The sequence below is a fragment of the Pseudomonas sp. EB271-G4-1 genome (assembly GCF_058791355.1).
The window spans coordinates 25350-44752 of the sequence record NZ_JBYTEO010000045.1; the positions used below are offsets into that span (position 1 = coordinate 25350).

Sequence of the window (19403 nt, forward strand, 5' to 3'; positions counted from 1 at the left end):
CGGTGATTTTCCGTAGGCGGCGGCAGTACGTTATTGGTTCAGGCGCTTGTCGATCAAGCCCTGGACCACGCTCGGGTCGGCCAGGGTCGAGGTATCTCCCAGGCTGTCCAGTTCGTTACAGGCAATCTTACGCAGAATGCGCCGCATGATCTTGCCCGAACGGGTTTTCGGCAAGGCCGGCGCCCATTGGATCAGGTCGGGCTTGGCGAAGCTGCCAATCTCCTTGCTGACGTGGGCCAGCAAGGTTTTCTTCAGTTCTTCGTTGGGCTCGACGCCGTTCATGGGAGTGACGAAGGCGTAGATGCCCTGGCCCTTGACGTCATGGGGGTAACCGACCACGGCGGCTTCGGCGATGCTGTCGTGCAGCACCAGGGCGCTCTCCACTTCGGCAGTGCCGATGCGGTGCCCGGAGACATTGATGACGTCGTCGATGCGCCCGGTGATCCAGTAGTCACCGTCTTCGTCGCGGCGGGCGCCATCGCCGGTGAAATAGTAGCCGGGGTAGGGCTTGAAGTAAGTGTCGACCATCCGTTGCGGATCGCCATAGACGCTGCGGATCTGCGCTGGCCAGCTTGATTTCAGGGCGAGCACGCCGCTCCCGGCGCCTTTGATTTCCTTGCCATGTTCGTCCAGTAACACCGGCTGCACGCCGAACATCGGTTGTGTCGCGCAGCCTGGTTTGATCCGTTGCGCACTGACCAGCGGGCTGAGCATGATGCCGCCGGTTTCGGTCTGCCACCAGGTATCGACAATTGGGCAGCGTTGTTCGCCGACGACATTGAAGTACCACTCCCACGCTTCCGGATTGATCGGCTCACCGACGGTGCCGAGCAATCTGAGGCTGGAGCGGGACGTTTCCTGCAACGGTTCTGCGCCCTCGCGCATTAGAGCGCGCAATGCGGTGGGGGCGGTGTAGAAGATATTCACTTTGTGCTTGTCGATCACCTGCCAGAACCTCGAGGTGCTCGGGTAGCTCGGCACGCCTTCGAAGATCAGGGTGGTGGCGCCATTGGCCAGGGGCCCGTAGACGATGTAGCTGTGGCCAGTGACCCAGCCGACATCGGCGGTGCACCAGAAAACTTCGCCATCGCGGTAGTCCAGGACATATTTGAAGGTCATTGCCGCTTGCAGCAGGTAGCCCCCCGTCGTGTGCAGCACGCCTTTGGGTTTACCGGTGCTGCCGGAGGTGTAGAGGATGAACAGCGGGTCTTCGGCGTCCATCGGCTCGGGCGGGCAGTCGTCGCCGACGTCACGCAGTGCCTGGTGATACCAGAGATCCCGGCCCTCGACCCAGTTCACCGGGTTCTGGGTCCGTTCCACCACGACCACGGTGCTGACATCCGGGCAGCTTTGCAGCGCCTTGTCGACATTGTGCTTGAGCGGCACGAACTTGCCTCCGCGCACGCCTTCATCGGCGGTAATCACTGTGCGACAGTCGGCGTCGAGGATCCGGTCGCGCAACGAATCCGGCGAGAAGCCACCGAACACCACCGAATGCACTGCACCGATGCGTGAGCAGGCGAGCATGGCGTAGGCGGCTTCAGGGATCATCGGCATGTAGATGCATACACGATCGCCTTTCTTCACGCCACGGCTCTTGAGCACGTTGGCCAGGCGGCAGACGTAATGGTGAAGCTTCTTGTAGGTGATTTGCGTGGATTCGGCGGGGTCGTCGCCTTCCCAGATGATCGCGGTCTGATCGCCGCGTGTTGCCAGGTGACGGTCGATGCAGTTGTAGCTGACGTTCAGCCTGGCGCCGGCAAACCAATGGGCTTCACCGGTTTTCAGATCGTAGCGCTGGACGGTTTGCCACGGTGCGCTCCAGTCGAGGAAGCGGGTGGCTTGTTCGGCCCAGAAGGTGCTGGGGTGCTCGATGGATTCGCGGTACAGGCGGTGATAGTCGTCCTGACTCAATTGTGCAGCCCGGCGCACGGCATCGGCTTTGGGGAACGTGCTGATATCGAACATGACGGTTCCTTCTTCTTGTTTGGCGACAAGAGGGGAGCTGCGCGACCCTCGTAGGAGCTGCCGAAGGCTGCGATCTTTTGACTTTGCTTTTAGAAGATCAAAAGATCGCAGCCTGCGGCAGCTCCTACAAGGTTAGTTCCCCGCAGGAACGGTGTCAGATCAGCCGCGGTGACGCCCGCGGAAGTAGTTGATCAAGCCCTGGGTAGACGCGTCGTCAGCCGGGGTTTCTTCGCTGCCGACCAGGCGGTTGTAGACGCCTTTGCCCAGCTCCTTGCCCAACTCCACACCCCATTGGTCGAAGGCGTTGATGCCCCATATCACGCTTTGTACGAAGACTTTGTGCTCGTACATCGCCACCAGCGCACCCAGGCGCCGCGGGCTGATACGCTCGACCACCAGGGTATTGCTCGGACGGTTGCCCGGGATCACCTTGTGCGGCGCAAGGCTCTGCACCTGTTCTTCGCTCATGCCTTTGTCACGCAGCTCGGCCTGGGCTTCGGCCAGTGTCTTGCCGAGCATCAGCGCCTGGCTTTGCGACAGGCAGTTGGCATACAGCCACTGGTGGTGGTCGGCCACCGGGTTGAAGCTGACGATCGGCACGATGAAGTCGGCCGGGATCAGTTGGGTGCCCTGGTGCAGCAACTGGTGGTAAGCGTGCTGGCCGTTGCAGCCTACACCGCCCCAGATCACCGGGCCGGTATCGGTGCTGACGGGCGTACCGTCCTGGCGCACGCTCTTGCCATTGGATTCCATGTCCAGCTGTTGCAGGTGCTTGGTAATGTTCCGCAGGTAGTGGTCGTACGGCAGGATCGCGTGGCTTTGCGCACCCCAGAAATTGCCGTACCAGACGCCGAGCAGGGCCAGCAGCACCGGCATGTTCTGTTCGAAAGGGGTGTTGAGGAAGTGCTGGTCCATGGTGTAGGCACCGGACAGCAGTTCCTTGAAGTTCGACATGCCAATGGCCAGGGCGATCGGCAGGCCGATGGCCGACCACAGCGAGTAACGCCCGCCGACCCAGTCCCACATCGGGAAGATGTTTTCTTCGCGGATGCCGAACGCCACGGCGGCAGCGTTGTTGCTCGATACCGCAATGAAGTGGCGATGCAACTCGGCTTCCGAACCACCTTGGGCCAGGTACCAGGCGCGTGCGGCCTGGGCGTTTTTCAGGGTTTCGAGGGTGTTGAAGGATTTCGACGAGACGATGAACAAGGTGGTCTCGGCGCGCAGTTTCAGCGCCAGTTCGTGGAACTCACTGCCATCGATGTTCGCCAGGTAGTGGCAGCGCACGCCTTTCTGGGCATAGGCCAGCAGGGCTTCGGACACCAGCTCGGGGCCGAGGAACGAACCGCCGATGCCGATGTTGACCACGTCAGTGATCGGCTTTTCGGAGTAGCCGCGCCACAGGCCGTCGTGGATGCGGCCCACCAGGTCAGTGATCTGGTTCAGCACCTTGTGCACTTCAGGCATCACGTTGACGCCGTTGACCGACAACTTGTCGCCAACCGGGCGACGCAGGGCGGTGTGCAGGGCGGGGCGTCCTTCGGAGGCATTGACGATTTCGCCATCGAACAGCGCCTTGATCGCGCCCTTGAGGTCGACTTCGTCGGCCAGGCCTACCAGCAGGTCACGGGTCTGGGCGTTGATCAGGTTTTTCGAATAGTCGAGAAACAGGCCGCAGCTACTGAGAGTGAATTGGGTAAAACGCTGCGGGTCGGCGTTGAACGCCTCGCGCATGTTGAAATCCTGCATGGCCTGGCGGTGGTCTTTCAACGCTTGCCAGGCGGGCAGGGCGGTCACGTCGTGGGGGGTGCGGTAGTACGCCATCGCTGCGGGTTTCCTTTTACTTGAACTGCCTTTAAGACACTGAAAATACCGGAATGTCCTGACCACCGTCTGAGTGGTATCCGGTTAGCCTGCGTGCACACGATTAAATAGCGCAGGCCGGTAACAGTAAACCCAGAGAGACGATCTGTCTTGGCTTTGTCGGACCTGCGACCGGTACTTTTTTATACCGGCGCAGTCGTGGGGGCGTTGTGGGGGGGAATTCAGGCGGGGGTGTCGAGGTTCAGGTGCAAATTGTCAATCAAGCGCGTCGTCCCCAGGAACGCCGCCACCAGGATGACCAGGTCGCGATCTTCCGGGGTTGCCGGGCGCAGGCTCATACCATGACGAATTTCCAGGTAGTCGGGGCGCAGGCCCGCCGCTTCGAGTTGTTGCAGCTTGGTGCGGATCAGGGCCGGGTAATCACGCTCACCCTGCCTGATCGCTTCGGCGATCTCGCTCAGCGTGCGATACACCACCGGTGCCACGGCGCGCTGGTCTTCGGTGAGGAAGCCATTGCGCGATGACAGTGCCAGGCCATCGGCCGCCCGTACCGTCGGCTCGCCGATGATCTGGATCGGCATGTTCAGGTCATGCACCAGCGCGCGAATGACCGCCAGTTGCTGGAAGTCTTTCTGGCCGAAGATCGCCAGGTCCGGCTGGACCATGTTGAACAGCTTGCTGACCACCGTTGCCACACCTTCGAAATGCCCTGGACGGCTGGCGCCGCACAGGCCTTCGGAAAGTTGCGGGACGCTGACGCGGGTCTGTCCGGCCATGCCGTCGGGGTACATCTCTTCAACGGTTGGCGCGAACAGCAGGTCGCAGCCCGCTTCAAGGAGTTTTTCCTGATCGGCGGCGAGGGTGCGCGGGTATTTGTCGAGGTCTTCGCCGGCACCGAACTGCAACGGGTTGACGAAAATGCTCGCAACCACGAAATCCACCCGTTGGGTGGCCTTGGTGATCAGTGCGACATGACCGCTGTGCAGGTTGCCCATGGTTGGCACGAAGCCGATGCGCTTGCCTTCACCGCGGGCACGGGCCACGGCGGCCCGTAGTTCGCGGACGGTTTTGACGGTGTTCATGCAGAGAATCCATGTTCGGTGCCAGGGAAAGTCGACGCCTTGACTTCGCTGACATAGGCGCTCAAGGCGGCCTGAATACTGGTTTGGCCGGTCATGAAGTTTTTCACGAACTTGGGGACGCGACCGGTAATGGACAGGCCCAGCATGTCATGCAGCACGAGTACCTGGCCGTCGGTGTGGTGGCCGGCGCCAATCCCGATGACCGGTATGTTCACGGCCTGGGTGATTTCTGCGGCCAGTTCGCTGGGCACGCATTCGAGCAGCAACATCGCCGCGCCGGCCTGCTCCAGGGCAATGGCATCGGCACGCATCTGCCGCGCCTGGTTTTCATTGCGACCCTGGACCTTGTAGCCACCGAGGATGTTCACCGATTGCGGGGTCAGGCCCATGTGGGCACAGACCGGAACGCCTCGTTCCGCCAGCAGGCGGATCGAGTCCGCCAACCACAATGCGCCTTCGACCTTGATCATGTGAGCGCCGGACTGCATCAGCAGGGCGCTGTTGGTCATGGTCTGTTCCGTGGTGGCGTAGGCCATGAAGGGCAAGTCGGCAAGGATCAAGGCGTCGGTGTTACCGCGTTTGACGGCCGCCACGTGGTAAGCCATTTCGGCGGTGGTCACTGGCAGGGTGCTGTCATGACCTTGCAGAACCATGCCGAGGGAGTCGCCCACCAGCAGCACTTCGACACCGGCCTGGTTGCAGGCGTGGGCGAAGGTTGCGTCATAGCAGGTCAGCATGGTGATTTTTTCACCTTTGTGCTTGAGACCTTGCAGAGTGGTCAGGGTGATGGCTGGCATGAAAAGTTCCTCATTCAGGCGCTGTGGAAACTACTGCGAGTAACGCGCGTGATTCTTCGTTAAATACAGGCGCACGGTCTTCTGTCGTGCTTTTAAGGCCTGGATTGCGCCCTTGATGCCGTGATGGCGGCAGCGGGACGCCTATAGTCGTGAGGAGAACGTGGGAAGTCAATTGCGTGTGTTACCGCATTGTTACGAGGAGGGTGTTACCGATGGGACTGATGCGTTTCAGCAGCCTTGGACCTTTTGTTCGACGCACATCAATGTGGGAGCGGGCTTGCTCGCGAATACGGTGTGTCATACAAAATTGATCTCGACTGACACACCGCATTCGCGAGCAAGCCCGCTCCCACAGGGGGTTTGTGTCAATTTGTAGCCAGGCGTTCCAGGCCGACGAACGGGCACGCATTGAGCAATTCTGCCAGGCTGCGGCCATCAGCCAGGCGCAGATCCACAGGGGCCAATTCTGCCAATGGATAGAGCACAAAGGCCCGCTCGTGCATATGGTAATGCGGGACTTTGAGGCGAGGCTCGTCAATCAGGCGGTCACCGAACAGCAGGATGTCGAGATCCAGGGTGCGCGGCCCCCAGCGCTCAAGGCGCTCGCGACCTTGGTCGTTTTCAATGGATTGCAAGGCGTCCAGCAGCTCAAGCGGTGCCAGAGTGCTGTCGAGAGCGGCAACCGCGTTGGTGTAGCGCGGTTGGCCAGGGAGCAACGAATCGCTTTGATAGAAGGCTGAAACCCCGACCAGTTCCGATTGCGGCAACTGTGCCAGCGCCAGGGTGGCGCTGCGCAGCTGTTCGGCGGGGTCAGCGAGGTTGCTGCCCATGCCGATGTAGATGCGTTCCATGGATTACTCGCCCGTGGTGCTCGAAGCGTCTGCTGAACGCTTGCGCTTGGCGCCGCCGCTGCGACGACGTTTGCGTGGGCCGCCGGTGCCGTCGTCCTTGCCACTGAGGTCGCGAATCATGTCGCGCCGCTCACTGTCGTTGGCGTCCTGGTAGTCCGTCCACCATTCGCCCAGGCCATCGGTCTGCTCGCCCGCGCTTTCGCGTAGTAGCAGGAAGTCGTAGCCGGCGCGGAATCGCGGATTGTCCAGCAGCAGGTCGGCACGTTTGCCGCTGCGCCGTGGCAGGCGCTCCTGCATGTCCCAGATCTCGCGGATCGGCATGGTGAAGCGTTTCGGGATCGCGATGCGCTGGCACTGCTCGGCAATCAGTTCGTGAGCCGCTTCCTGCATCGCCGGAATTGGCGGCATGCCACGGTCCTGCAGGCGCAATACGCGCGCCGGCAGGGCAGGCCAGAGCAGGGCGGCAAACAGGAACGCCGGGGTCACCGGTTTGTTCTGCTTGATACGCAGGTCGGTGTTGATCAGGGCTTCGCTGATCAGGGTATGGGTATAGGTCGGGTTGTATTCCAGTGCCTCGGCGCTCGCCGGGAACAGTGGATCGAACAATTGCAGGTCGACCAGCATTTCAAAAGTGTCAGCGGCGTGACCGGACAGGAACAGCTTGAGCACTTCTTCGAACAAGCGGGCTGACGGGATCTCGCGCAGCATGGGGGCCAGCTCGCGGATAGGCGTGGCGCTGTGTTTTTCGATGCCGAAATTCAGCTTGGCGGCAAAACGCACGGCCCGCAGCATCCGCACCGGATCTTCCTGGTAGCGCTGCTTGGGGTCGCCAATCAAGCGGATCAGTTGGTTGCGAATGTCGTGCACGCCGTTGGCGTAATCGAGAATGCGTTCGCTGACCGGGTCGTAATACAGGGCGTTGATAGTGAAGTCGCGACGTTGGGCGTCTTCTTCCAGGGTCCCGTAGACGTTATCGCGCAAGATGCGCCCGCTTTCGTTGCGCGAGGATTGATTGGTGTCTTCCTCTTCGTCGTTTTGCGGGTGATTGGCGCGGAAGGTCGCGACTTCGATGATTTCGCGGCCAAAGTGGATGTGCACCAGTTTGAACCGGCGGCCGATGATCCGTGCATTACGGAATTCTGCCCGTACCTGTTCGGGTGTGGCGCTGGTGGCGACGTCAAAGTCTTTCGGCGTGATGCCGAGCAGCATGTCTCGCACACAGCCGCCGACCAGATAGGCCTGGTACCCGGCGCCCTGTAGGCGTTCGACGATGTTCACCGCGTAACGGCTGAATTGCGCCTTTTGCAGCGAATGTTGACCGCTGTTGAGCACTTCAGGCGTGCTGCGAATGTGTTGCGTACGACGCAGGGGAGTACGGAATGACTGGAACAGCTTCTTCAGCATGGGATGCACTGTTTGAAGGAATGTTCGGCCAAAACGAAGAATGACCGCATGATGGGCGGGGATTCTAGCATTTAGTCGGGGGATGGTGTAGGACACAGCAGATTTGAGGTGTAGGCAGGTTTCCAAATCGCAGAAACCACAAGGGGAGCCGAAGCTCCCCAAGAAGTAGTTGCATGCTCTATTTTTGTTATTGGTTTCGGGCTTCTTGTTTTTGTTGAGTGCCCTTGTCATGAAGCTTTCCTTCATGACCCTCCCAATCGGGAGCCAAGAGCAAACGGATTGCTTTGGTCGCTGTGCTGCAGTGATCTTGCGATCCAACCAGTTCAGGCTCTGTCTTAAGACAGTTTTTTGTTGTTCTCGGCCTGGTCGTGGGGCAAGCCCCAAATACAACGCCTCTCCAAAAGAATCAGTTAGCTGCGCCTCTCGCCGTCTTGTTTTTATTGTGCGTGAGTCGATTCGTCTTATTTTTATTGTGTTGTTCGTTGCTTGTTATTGTTCTTGTACCAAACATATAGCAGGGTGCGTGCCAACTTTTGCGAACCCCAGTAAAACAAGGGGTTAGGTGCGTCGAGGGGGTCAACAAGGGCCAAAAAAAACCGGGGCTTCGTTACCGTAAGCCCCGGTTCTGTTACGTGAAAAACCTGAGGTAACAGTTTTTTCACAAAATCATGTGTTACCCGCACATGAGACAGGCGGCGTTCAGCTCTCGCTTGGTACCCCAGTCTTTCGCCGCGGGATGCCCAGGCGCTGACGGCGTTCCCACAGGCACTTGCGACTGACCCCCAGTTTGCGCGCCAGTTCGGTTTCGGTCATGTGATCCTGATGCTCGAGCACGAAGTGCTGGAAGTAGTCTTCCAGGGACAGGTCTTCGGTCGGCTCATGGTTATTGTTGCCGGTGTTGCTGCCACCTTGTTGCGGAGGCAGGCCGATGAACTCGTCGTCTTCCAGGTCGCCCAGTTCGATGTCGATGCCCAGCAGCTCGGCGGAAATTTCCGGGCTCTCGCACAGGATGACGGCGCGCTCGACCGCGTTTTCCAGCTCGCGAACGTTGCCTGGCCACGAGTAATGACGAATGGCTTGCTCGGCGTCCGGGGCGAACTTCAGGTCTGTCCGGTTGATTCGTGCGCTTTGGCGCGCCAGGAACGCATTGGCGATTTCATTGACGTCCGCGCCACGCTCGCGCAGGGCTGGCAGTTTCAGGGCAATCACGTGAAGCCGGTAATACAGGTCTTCACGGAACTGGCCGATCTTCGCCAGGCTCTTGAGATCGCGGTGGGTTGCAGCAATCAGGCGCACATCGACTTTCTGCGACTGGACCGAACCCACTCGGCGAATTTCACCTTCCTGCAGCACGCGCAGCAGGCGCGCCTGGGCTTCCAGTGGCAGCTCACCGATTTCATCGAGGAACAAGGTGCCTCCGTCCGCCGCTTCCACAAGGCCGGCACGTCCAGCGCTGGCGCCAGTGAATGCGCCTTTCTCGTGGCCGAACAGTTCGGACTCGATCAGGCTTTCCGGAATGGCTGCGCAGTTCACCGAAATCATCGGCGCCTTGGCCCGCCTGGAAAGGTTGTGCAGGGCGCGCGCCACCAGTTCTTTACCAGTGCCGGACTCGCCCTGGATCAGCACATTGGAGTCCGTCGGCGCGACTTTGCGGATCTTGCCATACAGGTCCTGCATCGGTGGGCACGAGCCGATGATGCCGATTTCACCGTTACTGTTGTCGCTACCGGCTTTGGCGGCAGCGTTGGCGACTTTGCCAACGACCGGTTCGCCGCTGGCTTGCGCCGTTTGCCGGTCACGCAGGATGCGCGCGACGGCCTGGAGCATTTCGTCGTGGTCGAAAGGCTTGGCGATGTAATCCACCGCGCCCATTTTCATCGAATCCACCGCCGAGCGCAGGCTGGCATAGCTGGTCATGATCAGCACCGGAGTGCCCTGGCCAAGCTTGATCAACTCGGTACCCGGCGCGCCCGGCAGGCGCAGGTCACTGACGATCAGGTCGAACGTGTTAATGGTGAAGCGTTCTTGTGCTTCCTGCACTGAACCGGCTTCGCTGACCTGGTACTGGTTACGTTCCAGCAGGCGGCGCAAGGCGGAGCGGATAATGGTTTCGTCTTCGACGATCAAAATGTGCGGCATTGATTCGATACTCTCGACGGTCTCAGTTCACAGCGGACGTCGCTTCGACATGACGCGGTAAGGTCACCCGGATACGGGTGCCGCGTTGGCTCTGAACATCAGCCGGGCTGTCGATGGTGATTTGTCCATAATGCTCTTCAACGATGGAATAGACCAGTGCAAGGCCCAGGCCGGTACCTTCACCCGGGTCCTTGGTGGTGAAGAAGGGTTCGAACAATCGATCCATGATGCTCGATGGAATGCCGCTGCCTTCGTCCTCCACGATCAAGTCGACCGTGTGTTCGCCGGCTTCGCTCTTGACCCGCACCGCGCTGCCGGGAGGCGAGGCGTCGCGGGCGTTTGAGAGCAGGTTGATCAATACCTGGGCGAGCCGCTGCGGATCGCCTTCGACCCAGTGATCGGGATCGCACAGGTTATAGAACTGCACTTCGAAATTGCGCCGGTTCAGGGCCAGCAGGCCAATGGCGTCCTGGGCCACTTCCGCCAGACAGACGGGCTCGTCGCTGTGCTGGTGGCTGCCGGCATGGGCAAAGCTCATCAGCGACTGGACGATGCGCGAGACGCGCTTGGTCTGTTCGAGGATCTGCCCGCTGATTTCCTTGAGTTCGCCGTCTTCCTCGCGCTCTTCGCGCAGGTTCTGCGCCAGGCAGGCGATGCCGGTGATCGGGTTGCCGATTTCGTGGGCCACGCCCGCGGCCAGGCGACCGATGCTGGCCAGGCGCTCGGAGTGCACCAGTTTGTCTTCGAGCATCTGGGTTTCGGTCAGGTCTTCCACCAGCAGCACCAGGCCACTGTTGCCCGGAGCGAGGGGTTCGTCGATCGCCGCTTTGTGCAGGTTCAACCAGCGAGTCTGGCCGTCAAGGGCCAGGTGCTGTTTGTGCAAGTGCTCATCCGGGACATTGATGAAGCCTTGCAGCAGTTCTTTCCATGGATCGGCAATGGTGCTCAGGCGCGAACCGACCACGCGCTGCGCGGCGATCCCGGTCAACTCCTCCATGGCTTTGTTCCACATGAGGATTTCCTGGTCCTTGGCCAGCGAGCAGACGCCCATCGGCAATTCCTGCAGGGTCTGGCGGTGATAGCGGCGCAGGGCATCGAGTTCGGCGGCCAGGCCGGTCAGGCGCGAATGGTAATCCTCGAGGCGGCTTTCGATGAAGTGGATGTCCTCGGTGACATAATTTTCGCCGCCGGCCTTGTAGGGCAGGAACGTCTCGACCATGTCCTGGGCCACGCTGGGTCCCATCAAGCCCGACAGGTTGGCTTCGATCCGGTCGCGCAAGCGGCGCAAGGCGTACGGTCGACGCTCGTCGAAGGGCAGGTAGAGATCGCGCAGGGCCTGCTCGACTTCCTTCTGCGCCGCCTTGGCTCCCAGTGGTTTGGCCAGCTGGGTGGCGAATTCCTGGGGCGAGGCGGCGTGCAGCTCCCGGCGTTGCGGGCGGCGCACGTTGTCCACGGCACAGGCTTCGGCGGCGCTGGCCTCTTCAGTGCTGGCATTGGTGAACAGCGAAATCAGGGTGAACATCAGTACGTTGGCGGCCAGGGAGGCGATCGCAGCCATGTGCCAACTGGTGTCGTCGAGCACGTAGATCATGTTCAACAACGGTATGTAGAAGCCCTGCAGGTTGCCGACCAGCGGTAGCAACATGGTCACCAGCCACACCAGGATCCCCGCCAGCAGCCCGGCGATGAAGCCGCGACGGTTGGCGGTCGGCCAATACAGGACCGACAGCACGCCCGGCAGGAACTGCAGCGTGGCCACGAAGGCGACGATGCCGAGGTTGGCCAGGTCCTGCTCCGCACCCAGCAGCAGGTAGAAACCGTAGCCGGCCATGATGATGGCGACGATCAGGGCGCGACGGGTCCACTTCAACCAACGGTAGATGTTGCCTTCAGCCGGTGGCTGGTACAGCGGCAGCACCAGGTGGTTCAAGGCCATGCCCGACAGGGCCAGGGTGGTGACGATGATCAGGCCGCTGGCCGCAGACAGGCCGCCGACATAGGCCAGCAGTGCCAGGGCCTTGCTGTTGGCCGCGATGCCGATGCCCAGGGTGAAATATTCCGGGTTGGTGGTGGCGCCGAGTTTCAGGCCGGCCCAGAGAATCAGCGGCACTGCCAGGCTCATCAGCAGCAGGAACAGCGGCAAGCCCCAGCTCGCGCTGACCAGCGAGCGCGGATTGAGGTTTTCGGTGAAGGTCATGTGGTACATGTGCGGCATGACGATCGCCGAAGCGAAGAACACCAGCAACAGCGTGCGCCAAGGGCCTTCCTGCAGTGGCGTGTGCAGCGCGGCCAGGGCGGTCTGGTTTTGCAGCAGCCACAACTCCAGTTGTTGCGGGCCGTCGAATACGCCATACAGCGCATAGAGGCCGACGCCGCCGAGGGCGATCAGCTTGATCACCGACTCGAAGGCGATCGCGAACACCAGGCCTTCATGTTTTTCCCGGGTGGCGATGTGCCGGGAGCCGAAGAAAATCGTGAACAGCGTGATCAGTGCGCAGAAACTCAGCGCCACGCGATGCTGTACCGGCTCGCGGGTGAGGATGCCGATGGAGTCGGCGACTGCCTGGATCTGCAGCGCCAGCAGGGGCAATACCCCGACCAGCATGAAAATCGTGGTCAGCGCGCCGGCCCAGGTGCTGCGAAAGCGGAACGCGAACAGATCGGCCAGGGATGACAGCTGATAGGTTCGGGTGATCTTCAGGATTGGATACAGCAGCACCGGCGCCAGCAGAAACGCGCCGGAAACACCCAGGTAGCTGGACAGGAAGCCGTAGCCATACTGATAGGCCAGGCCCACGGTGCCATAAAATGCCCAGGCACTGGCGTAGACCCCCAGGGACAAGGTGTACGTCAGCGGGTGGCGAATGATCGCCCGCGGGATCATGCCCCGTTCGCTGACCCAGGCTACGCCGAACAGCACCGCCAGGTACGCGGCGCTGATCAGGATCATCTGGGTCAGGCTAAAGCTCATCGGCATCTTTTTGGCTCTGCAGGATGAAGGTCACGACGATCAGGATCAGCCAGAGCAGATAAGGGCGATACCAGGCGCCGGTGGCGTCGATCCACCAATCCATGATGGCCGGGGAAAACAGATAAATCCCCACTACCAGGAGCAGGACCAAGCGATAGATGTACATCCCGGCCTCTCTTTTTTATGCCCGTGCCCGAAAACGTGCGGCGATGGTAACGGATGGGCGCGCCACTGCAAGCACGATCACTGTAGCTGCGCCTCGGGCAGGCTCAGTGTGCGCGGGATCAACCGGGCATCCCAGTGGGCAATGCCCCAATCCAGCACTTCCCGTGGCGTGGCGTAGGCCAGTTCGGCACCGGGTTTTTGTCCCAGGGCGCGCAAGGCTCGCAACAACAACGGCGTAGCCTGATCTGCGGTGAGCGGCGGCGAACGGTAGGACTTGCCGAGTTTGTTGCCATCGGGCTGGGTGATCAGCGGGATGTGCAAGTAGCGCGGCTGGCGCAGGCCGAGAAGCTCCTGCAGGTAGAGCTGGCGCGGCGTGGAATCGAGCAGGTCGGCACCGCGCACGATGTCGGTGATGCCTTGCCAGGCATCGTCCAGCACCACCGCCAGTTGATAAGCATAGAGCCCGTCGCGCCGGCGAATCACGAAATCACCGACATCCCGGCCCAGATGCTGGTGAAACTCGCCTTGCACCCGATCAATGAAGTGGTAATCAAGTTCGGGGACGCGAATGCGAATGGCGGCATCTTCGGTGCCGTGTCCGGCATTGCGGCACAACCCCGGATAGATGCCGTGGTACGGCTCCAGTTGTTTGCGCGAGCAGGTACAGGCGTAGGCCAGGCCCTGGCTGAACAGGCGATCGAGCACTTGGGCATAGGCATCGTGACGGTCGCTCTGGCGCACCATCTGGCCATCCCACTCGAAACCATAGCTCTCCAGTGCCTTGAGGATTGCGGCCTGAGCGCCGGGCTCTTCGCGGGGCGGGTCGAGATCCTCCATGCGCATCAACCAGCGCCCACCCACCGAGCGCGCGTCGAGGTACGAGGCCAATGCAGCAACCAGCGAGCCGAAGTGCAGGTGACCACTGGGCGTGGGGGCGAAGCGGCCGATGTAGGTAGGGGAGGTGATGGCGGTCATGAATGCAATGTTACGTTGTCCGGTCGTGCGCAAGTCCCATGTGGGAGCGAGCCTGCTCGCGAAAGCTGAGTGTCAGCCTGCATCAATATTGGGCCTGGAAGCCCCTTCGCGAGCAGGCTCGCTCCCACAGGTTTCCTGTCGAAGCATACGTCAGAAACAAAAACGGAGCGTTCGCACGCTCCGTTCTTTACTCAAGTCGATATTACTTGCCGACTTGCTTTTCCTTGATTTCCGCCAGAGTCTTGCAGTCGATGCACAGGTCAGCGGTAGGGCGTGCTTCAAGACGCTTGACGCCGATCTCGATGCCGCAGGACTCACACCAGCCGTACTCTTCGTCTTCGATCAACTGAAGCGTCTTGTCGATCTTCTTGATCAACTTGCGCTCACGATCGCGGGCTCGAAGCTCGAGAGCGAACTCTTCTTCCTGGCTGGCACGGTCTGCCGGGTCAGGGAAGTTGGCCGCTTCGTCCTTCATGTGGTCCACAGTCTTGTCGACACCTTCCATCAGCTCTTTTTTCCACTGATTCAGAACCTTGGTGAAGTGTTTGCGCATGGGCTCGCCCATGTACTCTTCGCCAGCTTTCTGAACATAGGGCTCGAAGCCGCTGATCGCCTGATTCGCTTGTTGCTTTGCTTGGGTGGACATGAAATAGACCGCCTCTACTCTTGTAATCCATCTGCGCAGGATTGCTCCATCACCGGCACCTGCCGGCCCTGCGGCTGCAAGCGGGCGAACTTACCAGATCAAATCAGACCGCGCTACTCCCGGATGTCGAGGCCGCGGCCTGCGGCGCTTTCAAATGATGGCAAAGCGTTGCCTGGTGGCTCTGGAACCCTGCTCAATTAATGATTTTAGTCAAACCCCGGGCACTCGCTCAGTTCGTTTGTGCCTGGGTCATAAGGCCTCTGACCGCTTTAGGTTCTCGCTCGTTCCTGCGCTTGGGTAGAATTGGTTCTTTTCCCTGTTGAAGGAAGGCCAATGGCTCAGTCCTACAGTGCCCGCAGTCGCGCAATCGAACCTTTCCATGTCATGGCGTTGCTCGCGCGGGCCAATGAATTGCAGGCTGCAGGTCACGATGTGATCCACCTGGAAATCGGCGAACCGGACTTCACAACCGCCGAGCCGATCATCCGCGCCGGACAGGCGGCACTGGAGGGGGGCAAGACGCGTTACACCGCCGCGCGCGGAATCCCCGAGCTGCGCGAGGCTATTGCGGGCTTTTATCAGCAGCGTCATGGCTTGAACATCGACCCGCGACGCATCCTCATCACGCCCGGCGGTTCCGGTGCGTTGCTGCTGGCCAGTGCCTTGTTGGTCGATCCGGGCAAGCACTGGCTGCTCGCCGACCCGGGTTACCCGTGCAACCGGCACTTCCTGCGCCTGGTGGAAGGCGCCGCGCAGCTAGTCCCGGTGGGGCCGGACGTGCGTTATCAACTGACGCCGGATCTGATTGAGCGGCATTGGGACCAGGACAGTGTGGGCGCACTGGTGGCCTCACCGGCCAACCCGACCGGCACGATCCTCACCCGCGACGAGTTGGCGCAACTGTCCCAGGCCATCAAACAACGCCACGGTCACCTGGTGGTGGACGAGATTTACCACGGCCTGACCTACGGCACCGATGCGGCCAGCGTGCTGGAAGTCGACGACAGCGCCTTTGTGCTGAATAGTTTTTCTAAATATTTCGGCATGACCGGCTGGCGTCTTGGCTGGCTGGTAGCGCCGGATGCGGCGGTGAGTGAGCTGGAAAAGCTCGCGCAAAACCTTTATATCAGCGCGCCTAGCATGGCCCAGCACGCGGCGTTGGCCTGTTTTGAACCGGCGACCATCGCGATCCTGGAAGAGCGTCGCGCCGAATTTGGTCGTCGTCGCGACTACCTGCTGCCTGCCTTGAGAGCGCTTGGCTTCGGTATCGCCGTCGAGCCGGAAGGCGCGTTCTACCTGTATGCCGATATCAGCAAGTTCGGCGGCGATGCCTTCGCGTTCTGTCGTCATTTCCTCGAAACCGAGCATGTCGCGATTACGCCCGGGCTGGACTTCGGCCGGTATCAGGCCGGGCATCATGTACGGTTTGCCTACACCCAAAACCTTGAGCGCTTGCAGGAAGCGGTGGAGCGTATCGGGCGTGGCTTGCGGAGCTGGCAAGGCTGATGCGTTTTCATCCCCCACTCGAAGAAGGTCGGCTGATTCGCCGCTACAAGCGTTTTCTCGCCGATATCGAGACCGTCGATGGCGAGTTGCTGACTATTCATTGCCCTAACACGGGCTCGATGCTCAATTGTCAGGTCGAAGGCGGGCAGGTCTGGTTCAGTCGCTCCAATGACCCCAAGCGCAAGTTGCCCGGCACCTGGGAAGTCGGCGAAACCCCGCAAGGGCGCTTGTTCTGCGTGAATACCGGGCGGGCCAATGGCTTGATCGAAGAGGCGTTGCGAGCGGGGGTGATCACCGAGTTGAACGGCTTCACCGAGCTCAAGCGCGAAGTCGCCTACGGTCAGGAAAGCAGTCGCATCGATTTCCGCCTCGAGTACCCGAGCGGGCACGCGTACGTGGAAGTCAAAAGTGTCACCCTGGGCTATGACGGCACGCCGGTGGCGGCGTTCCCCGATGCGGTGACCCAGCGCGGGGCCAAGCATTTGCGGGAATTGGCCCATCTGGCTCGGGACGGGATTCGTGCGGTGCAATTGTATTGCGTCAATCTCAGCGGCATCGAAGCGGTGCGTCCGGCGCAAGAAATCGATTCAGCCTACGCACAGGCCTTGCGTGAGGCCGTGGCGTGCGGGGTTGAAGTGTTGGCCTACGGTGTTCGCCTGACCCATGAGGAGATGGTGGTGGACCGGCGTCTTGAAGTATTGCTCGGCGGTTAGAAGCTGACCCAGATGCCTTGTGCGTCTTCGCGACAATCGACACGGGTCAGCGATTGTCCTGCGCAAGGGCCGGCGACACATTCGCCGTCCTCGATCAGGAACAGGGCGCCATGGGTGGCGCACTGGATCAGGCTGTTACTGGGGTCGAGGAATTGGTCAGGGGTCCATTCGAGTCCGACGCCACGGTGCGGGCAGCGATTGATGTAGACGTAGACCTGGCCACCCCGGCGTACGGCGAACAACTTCTGGCCGTCGAGGTTGAAACCGCGGCTGCTGGCGTCGGCCAGTTCAATGCCGGTACACAGAAATTTCATGCTGATCCTCAGGTCGCAAGCACTGACCAAATAGCTGAGTTGCCCAATGCAAACCCGTTTCAGATGCTCAGGATACTGGCTGCAGCGTTGCGCGACTTTCCCGCGGGCAAAAAAAGACCCGGCAAGAGCCGGGTCAAATAACCGTGATTAGCCTGATGAGGAGATAATCTGAGAGTCCGAACCAAGGGCTTTTCAGAATATCGACCAGTCTCGCGACCAGTTGTGATAATCATATCGATTCTCATTACCAAGTCAACAGGTGATTTCCATTTACCTGATTCCTGTCGCACGATGGTTCCAAGTCCTTGTATTCACTGAGCTCTGTCTGTCGTTTTCAGTGCACTCAACTGTGTAACCTGTTTATTCAGCAGGTCGATACGCCGGGCCATGCTCTCTATCAGGCTGTTAGCAATCTTCGGATTGCTCTGGGTAAGGCTCAAGAACTGATCCTTGGGAATGCGCATGAGGGTGCAGGGTTCACTGGTGATGACCGTTGCGTTGCGTTTCTCCCCGGTAAACACGGCCATGGCGCCGAAAATCTCATCCTTGGGCACGTCGCCCACCTTCACCCCATCGACAAACGCTTCGGCATGGCCGTCGATGATCACGAACACATGGTCCGCCTCATCGCCCTGATGGATCAGGATTTCGCCGCTGGCAACTCGCTGGAAGCCGTTGGTGGCGCGAAACTCCGGTTGCTTGAGGCGCGCCACGGCATCGGACAGCAGGGCGGTCTGGCCCGCCATGTACTGCAGGAACAGCTCCGAGCGGGTCGGGTCGGCATAGATGTGCTGGAACACCTGCGATCGAAGGTAGGGTGTCAGCGCCAGGGGCGTCTTGCTGCACAAGCGACAGCGCGGCAATCCCGCGTCCTGGCGCAGGCCGATCAGATCGCCATGCTGCAGGTAGAACAGTGCGCGATCGTCGATGCATCCATGCAGCCGGCCGTCATCCAGCATGAACAGTTGATCGGCGGGCAAAACGGCGGCCAGGTCGTCGATGGCGGAAAATTCGACGGCGGGCCCGCTCGGTGTCAAACCCTGCAACAGCCGGGCGGGAATGTTCTGCAGGCGAGTGATCAGTGTTTCGGCGTAGGCCGGTTGTTCCCCAAGTAAGTACATGGCGAGCGGTACTCGTTCAATTCTTGTGGCGTGACGAGATGGCTTCGAGTTGTTTGTTCAAGGCTTCCTTGCGTTCGGCGGGGATGTCATTCCAGTGCACGTCCATCAAGGCGCCTTCGATCGCGTACAACAACACCTTGGACGCCCGGAACCCGCGCGTGCGCACGGCTCGATAAGCATCCACCGCCCCCAGGCGACGCAAGTCCGAGGCGCTGTGGATGCCCACGGCATGCAGCCATTGCGCCGACGTCTTGCCAAGATTCTTCAGGTGTTGCAGTTCATCATTCATCAAGCCTCCTTGCGATGGCCGAATGGTGCATGGGCAAGCTTCTGAGGAGTGTAGCCATCAGTAGGAAAAGCGTGATTGTTTGCTCGTTTTTGACGCAAAAGCTTCTAAGAGGCCGCTGGCTGTGATGCTGCCAAAAGCAAGGAAAAGGTGAGAAAAGCGATCAATTTGCCAAGTTTTCAGGCAATACTGCCCAAAATTCAGCGCAATGTCGGGGCGCTGGACTTGTCAATTCAGACTGGCGGTCAGCGGGTGCGATAACGCAGGCGCGTACCGAAGTTCATCGACATCAGGATTTCGTCCGCGCTCAGCTCCACTGGGAAATAGGCGCCGGAAATCTGTGCGTGGGCCAGGCTCGCACCTTCGAGCGAAGCGTTGCGAAAATCGATGCCGCGCAGATCGGCGGAGCGAAAATAGGCGTCGGTGAAGTCGATGCCCTCGGCGTTGAGTTCGCGCAGGTCGAGGCCGCGGAAATCACCACCGATCATGTCGATAGGACCCTGTTTGGGGCGCTCTTTGTTAAAACCGGTGATGTCGTCTTTATGCAGCAAGGCATACAGCGGGGAGTCGAGCAGTTTCGGCTGGCTCATGTCACGTCACCTGTTGGATTTATGACGCCAGTATAGTGCCACTGTTTGAAG

General features: G+C 60.3%; 17 protein-coding genes. 2 read left to right on the top strand and 15 right to left on the bottom strand.

From position 1 onward, the window contains the following. Positions 1 to 30 precede the first annotated feature (30 nt). The 11 genes from acs to dksA form a co-directional block, all read right to left on the bottom strand. Positions 31 to 1968, bottom strand: a complete 1938-nt coding sequence (acs, locus tag AC3WWR_RS21135; protein ID WP_492599033.1) for an acetate--CoA ligase — start codon at positions 1966 to 1968, stop codon at positions 31 to 33. Between the two features lie 159 nt (positions 1969 to 2127). After that, the gene (gene pgi, locus AC3WWR_RS21140) at positions 2128 to 3792 is read right to left on the bottom strand and encodes a glucose-6-phosphate isomerase (RefSeq protein WP_020798596.1); all 1665 of its coding nucleotides are present in this window, start codon (positions 3790 to 3792) and stop codon (positions 2128 to 2130) included. 221 nt (positions 3793 to 4013) lie between these two features. Next, positions 4014 to 4874, bottom strand: a complete 861-nt coding sequence (gene panC / locus AC3WWR_RS21145; RefSeq protein ID WP_020798595.1) for a pantoate--beta-alanine ligase — start codon at positions 4872 to 4874, stop codon at positions 4014 to 4016. After that, complete coding sequence (panB, locus tag AC3WWR_RS21150; protein ID WP_020798594.1) at positions 4871 to 5671, bottom strand: 3-methyl-2-oxobutanoate hydroxymethyltransferase; 801 nt, start codon at positions 5669 to 5671, stop codon at positions 4871 to 4873. The genes panC and panB overlap by 4 nt, the downstream gene beginning before the upstream one ends. 365 nt (positions 5672 to 6036) lie before the next feature. Beyond that, positions 6037 to 6522, bottom strand: coding sequence for a 2-amino-4-hydroxy-6-hydroxymethyldihydropteridine diphosphokinase (gene folK, locus AC3WWR_RS21155; RefSeq protein ID WP_492599034.1), 486 nt, complete (start codon positions 6520 to 6522; stop codon positions 6037 to 6039). 3 nt (positions 6523 to 6525) lie between these two features. Continuing rightward, positions 6526 to 7926, bottom strand: coding sequence for a polynucleotide adenylyltransferase PcnB (locus tag AC3WWR_RS21160; protein ID WP_020798592.1), 1401 nt, complete (start codon positions 7924 to 7926; stop codon positions 6526 to 6528). 699 nt (positions 7927 to 8625) lie between these two features. Further along, positions 8626 to 10065 (bottom strand): sigma-54-dependent transcriptional regulator, encoded by a 1440-nt coding sequence (locus AC3WWR_RS21165; protein WP_492599035.1) that lies wholly within the window; start codon positions 10063 to 10065, stop codon positions 8626 to 8628. Positions 10066 to 10087: 22 nt separating this feature from the next. Beyond that, entirely contained in the window at positions 10088 to 13042 is a 2955-nt protein-coding gene (locus AC3WWR_RS21170; protein ID WP_162276369.1) for a sensor histidine kinase, read from the bottom strand. Beyond that, the gene (locus AC3WWR_RS21175) at positions 13026 to 13202 is read right to left on the bottom strand and encodes a hypothetical protein (protein ID WP_003176118.1); all 177 of its coding nucleotides are present in this window, start codon (positions 13200 to 13202) and stop codon (positions 13026 to 13028) included. The genes AC3WWR_RS21170 and AC3WWR_RS21175 overlap by 17 nt, the downstream gene beginning before the upstream one ends. Before the next feature lie 77 nt (positions 13203 to 13279). Beyond that, complete coding sequence (gene gluQRS, locus AC3WWR_RS21180; protein ID WP_110751127.1) at positions 13280 to 14176, bottom strand: tRNA glutamyl-Q(34) synthetase GluQRS; 897 nt, start codon at positions 14174 to 14176, stop codon at positions 13280 to 13282. A gap of 202 nt (positions 14177 to 14378) precedes the next feature. Then, the gene (gene dksA / locus AC3WWR_RS21185; RefSeq protein WP_008058386.1) at positions 14379 to 14822 is read right to left on the bottom strand and encodes an RNA polymerase-binding protein DksA; all 444 of its coding nucleotides are present in this window, start codon (positions 14820 to 14822) and stop codon (positions 14379 to 14381) included. Positions 14823 to 15155: 333 nt separating this feature from the next. On the opposite strand from dksA, the gene AC3WWR_RS21190 reads away from it, so the two are divergent. Both AC3WWR_RS21190 and sfsA read left to right on the top strand, forming a co-directional pair. Continuing rightward, entirely contained in the window at positions 15156 to 16328 is a 1173-nt protein-coding gene (locus AC3WWR_RS21190) for a pyridoxal phosphate-dependent aminotransferase (RefSeq protein ID WP_020798588.1), read from the top strand. Beyond that, positions 16328 to 17041, top strand: coding sequence for a DNA/RNA nuclease SfsA (gene sfsA, locus AC3WWR_RS21195; RefSeq protein ID WP_454866297.1), 714 nt, complete (start codon positions 16328 to 16330; stop codon positions 17039 to 17041). The genes AC3WWR_RS21190 and sfsA overlap by 1 nt, the downstream gene beginning before the upstream one ends. On the opposite strand, the gene AC3WWR_RS21200 is transcribed toward sfsA, so the two are convergent. The 4 genes from AC3WWR_RS21200 to AC3WWR_RS21215 all read right to left on the bottom strand — a co-directional run bounded on the left by AC3WWR_RS21200 (position 17038) and on the right by AC3WWR_RS21215 (position 19352). After that, a complete protein-coding gene (locus tag AC3WWR_RS21200; protein WP_454866296.1) occupies positions 17038 to 17355 on the bottom strand; it encodes a Rieske (2Fe-2S) protein in 318 nt (105 codons plus the stop codon). The genes sfsA and AC3WWR_RS21200 overlap by 4 nt on opposite strands. Before the next feature lie 311 nt (positions 17356 to 17666). Continuing rightward, positions 17667 to 18476 (bottom strand): Crp/Fnr family transcriptional regulator, encoded by an 810-nt coding sequence (locus AC3WWR_RS21205; protein ID WP_492599036.1) that lies wholly within the window; start codon positions 18474 to 18476, stop codon positions 17667 to 17669. 16 nt (positions 18477 to 18492) lie between these two features. After that, the gene (locus AC3WWR_RS21210) at positions 18493 to 18765 is read right to left on the bottom strand and encodes a TfoX/Sxy family protein (RefSeq protein ID WP_007971093.1); all 273 of its coding nucleotides are present in this window, start codon (positions 18763 to 18765) and stop codon (positions 18493 to 18495) included. A gap of 242 nt (positions 18766 to 19007) precedes the next feature. Further along, complete coding sequence (locus AC3WWR_RS21215) at positions 19008 to 19352, bottom strand: pentapeptide repeat-containing protein (protein WP_020798584.1); 345 nt, start codon at positions 19350 to 19352, stop codon at positions 19008 to 19010. Positions 19353 to 19403: the final 51 nt, after the last annotated feature.

Excerpts from the sequence above, each read along its gene's own strand:
- acs (WP_492599033.1), bottom strand. The coding sequence starts at position 1,968 with ATGTTCGATATCAGCACGTTCCCCAAAGCCGATGCCGTGCGCCGGGCT.
- pgi (WP_020798596.1), bottom strand. The coding sequence starts at position 3,792 with ATGGCGTACTACCGCACCCCCCACGACGTGACCGCCCTGCCCGCCTGG.
- panC (WP_020798595.1), bottom strand. The coding sequence starts at position 4,874 with ATGAACACCGTCAAAACCGTCCGCGAACTACGGGCCGCCGTGGCCCGT.
- panB (WP_020798594.1), bottom strand. The coding sequence starts at position 5,671 with ATGCCAGCCATCACCCTGACCACTCTGCAAGGTCTCAAGCACAAAGGT.
- folK (WP_492599034.1), bottom strand. The coding sequence starts at position 6,522 with ATGGAACGCATCTACATCGGCATGGGCAGCAACCTCGCTGACCCCGCC.
- AC3WWR_RS21160 (WP_020798592.1), bottom strand. The coding sequence starts at position 7,926 with ATGCTGAAGAAGCTGTTCCAGTCATTCCGTACTCCCCTGCGTCGTACG.
- AC3WWR_RS21165 (WP_492599035.1), bottom strand. The coding sequence starts at position 10,065 with ATGCCGCACATTTTGATCGTCGAAGACGAAACCATTATCCGCTCCGCC.
- AC3WWR_RS21170 (WP_162276369.1), bottom strand. The coding sequence starts at position 13,042 with ATGCCGATGAGCTTTAGCCTGACCCAGATGATCCTGATCAGCGCCGCG.
- AC3WWR_RS21175 (WP_003176118.1), bottom strand. The coding sequence starts at position 13,202 with ATGTACATCTATCGCTTGGTCCTGCTCCTGGTAGTGGGGATTTATCTG.
- gluQRS (WP_110751127.1), bottom strand. The coding sequence starts at position 14,176 with ATGACCGCCATCACCTCCCCTACCTACATCGGCCGCTTCGCCCCCACG.
- dksA (WP_008058386.1), bottom strand. The coding sequence starts at position 14,822 with ATGTCCACCCAAGCAAAGCAACAAGCGAATCAGGCGATCAGCGGCTTC.
- AC3WWR_RS21190 (WP_020798588.1), top strand. The coding sequence starts at position 15,156 with ATGGCTCAGTCCTACAGTGCCCGCAGTCGCGCAATCGAACCTTTCCAT.
- sfsA (WP_454866297.1), top strand. The coding sequence starts at position 16,328 with ATGCGTTTTCATCCCCCACTCGAAGAAGGTCGGCTGATTCGCCGCTAC.
- AC3WWR_RS21200 (WP_454866296.1), bottom strand. The coding sequence starts at position 17,355 with ATGAAATTTCTGTGTACCGGCATTGAACTGGCCGACGCCAGCAGCCGC.
- AC3WWR_RS21205 (WP_492599036.1), bottom strand. The coding sequence starts at position 18,476 with ATGTACTTACTTGGGGAACAACCGGCCTACGCCGAAACACTGATCACT.
- AC3WWR_RS21210 (WP_007971093.1), bottom strand. The coding sequence starts at position 18,765 with ATGAATGATGAACTGCAACACCTGAAGAATCTTGGCAAGACGTCGGCG.
- AC3WWR_RS21215 (WP_020798584.1), bottom strand. The coding sequence starts at position 19,352 with ATGAGCCAGCCGAAACTGCTCGACTCCCCGCTGTATGCCTTGCTGCAT.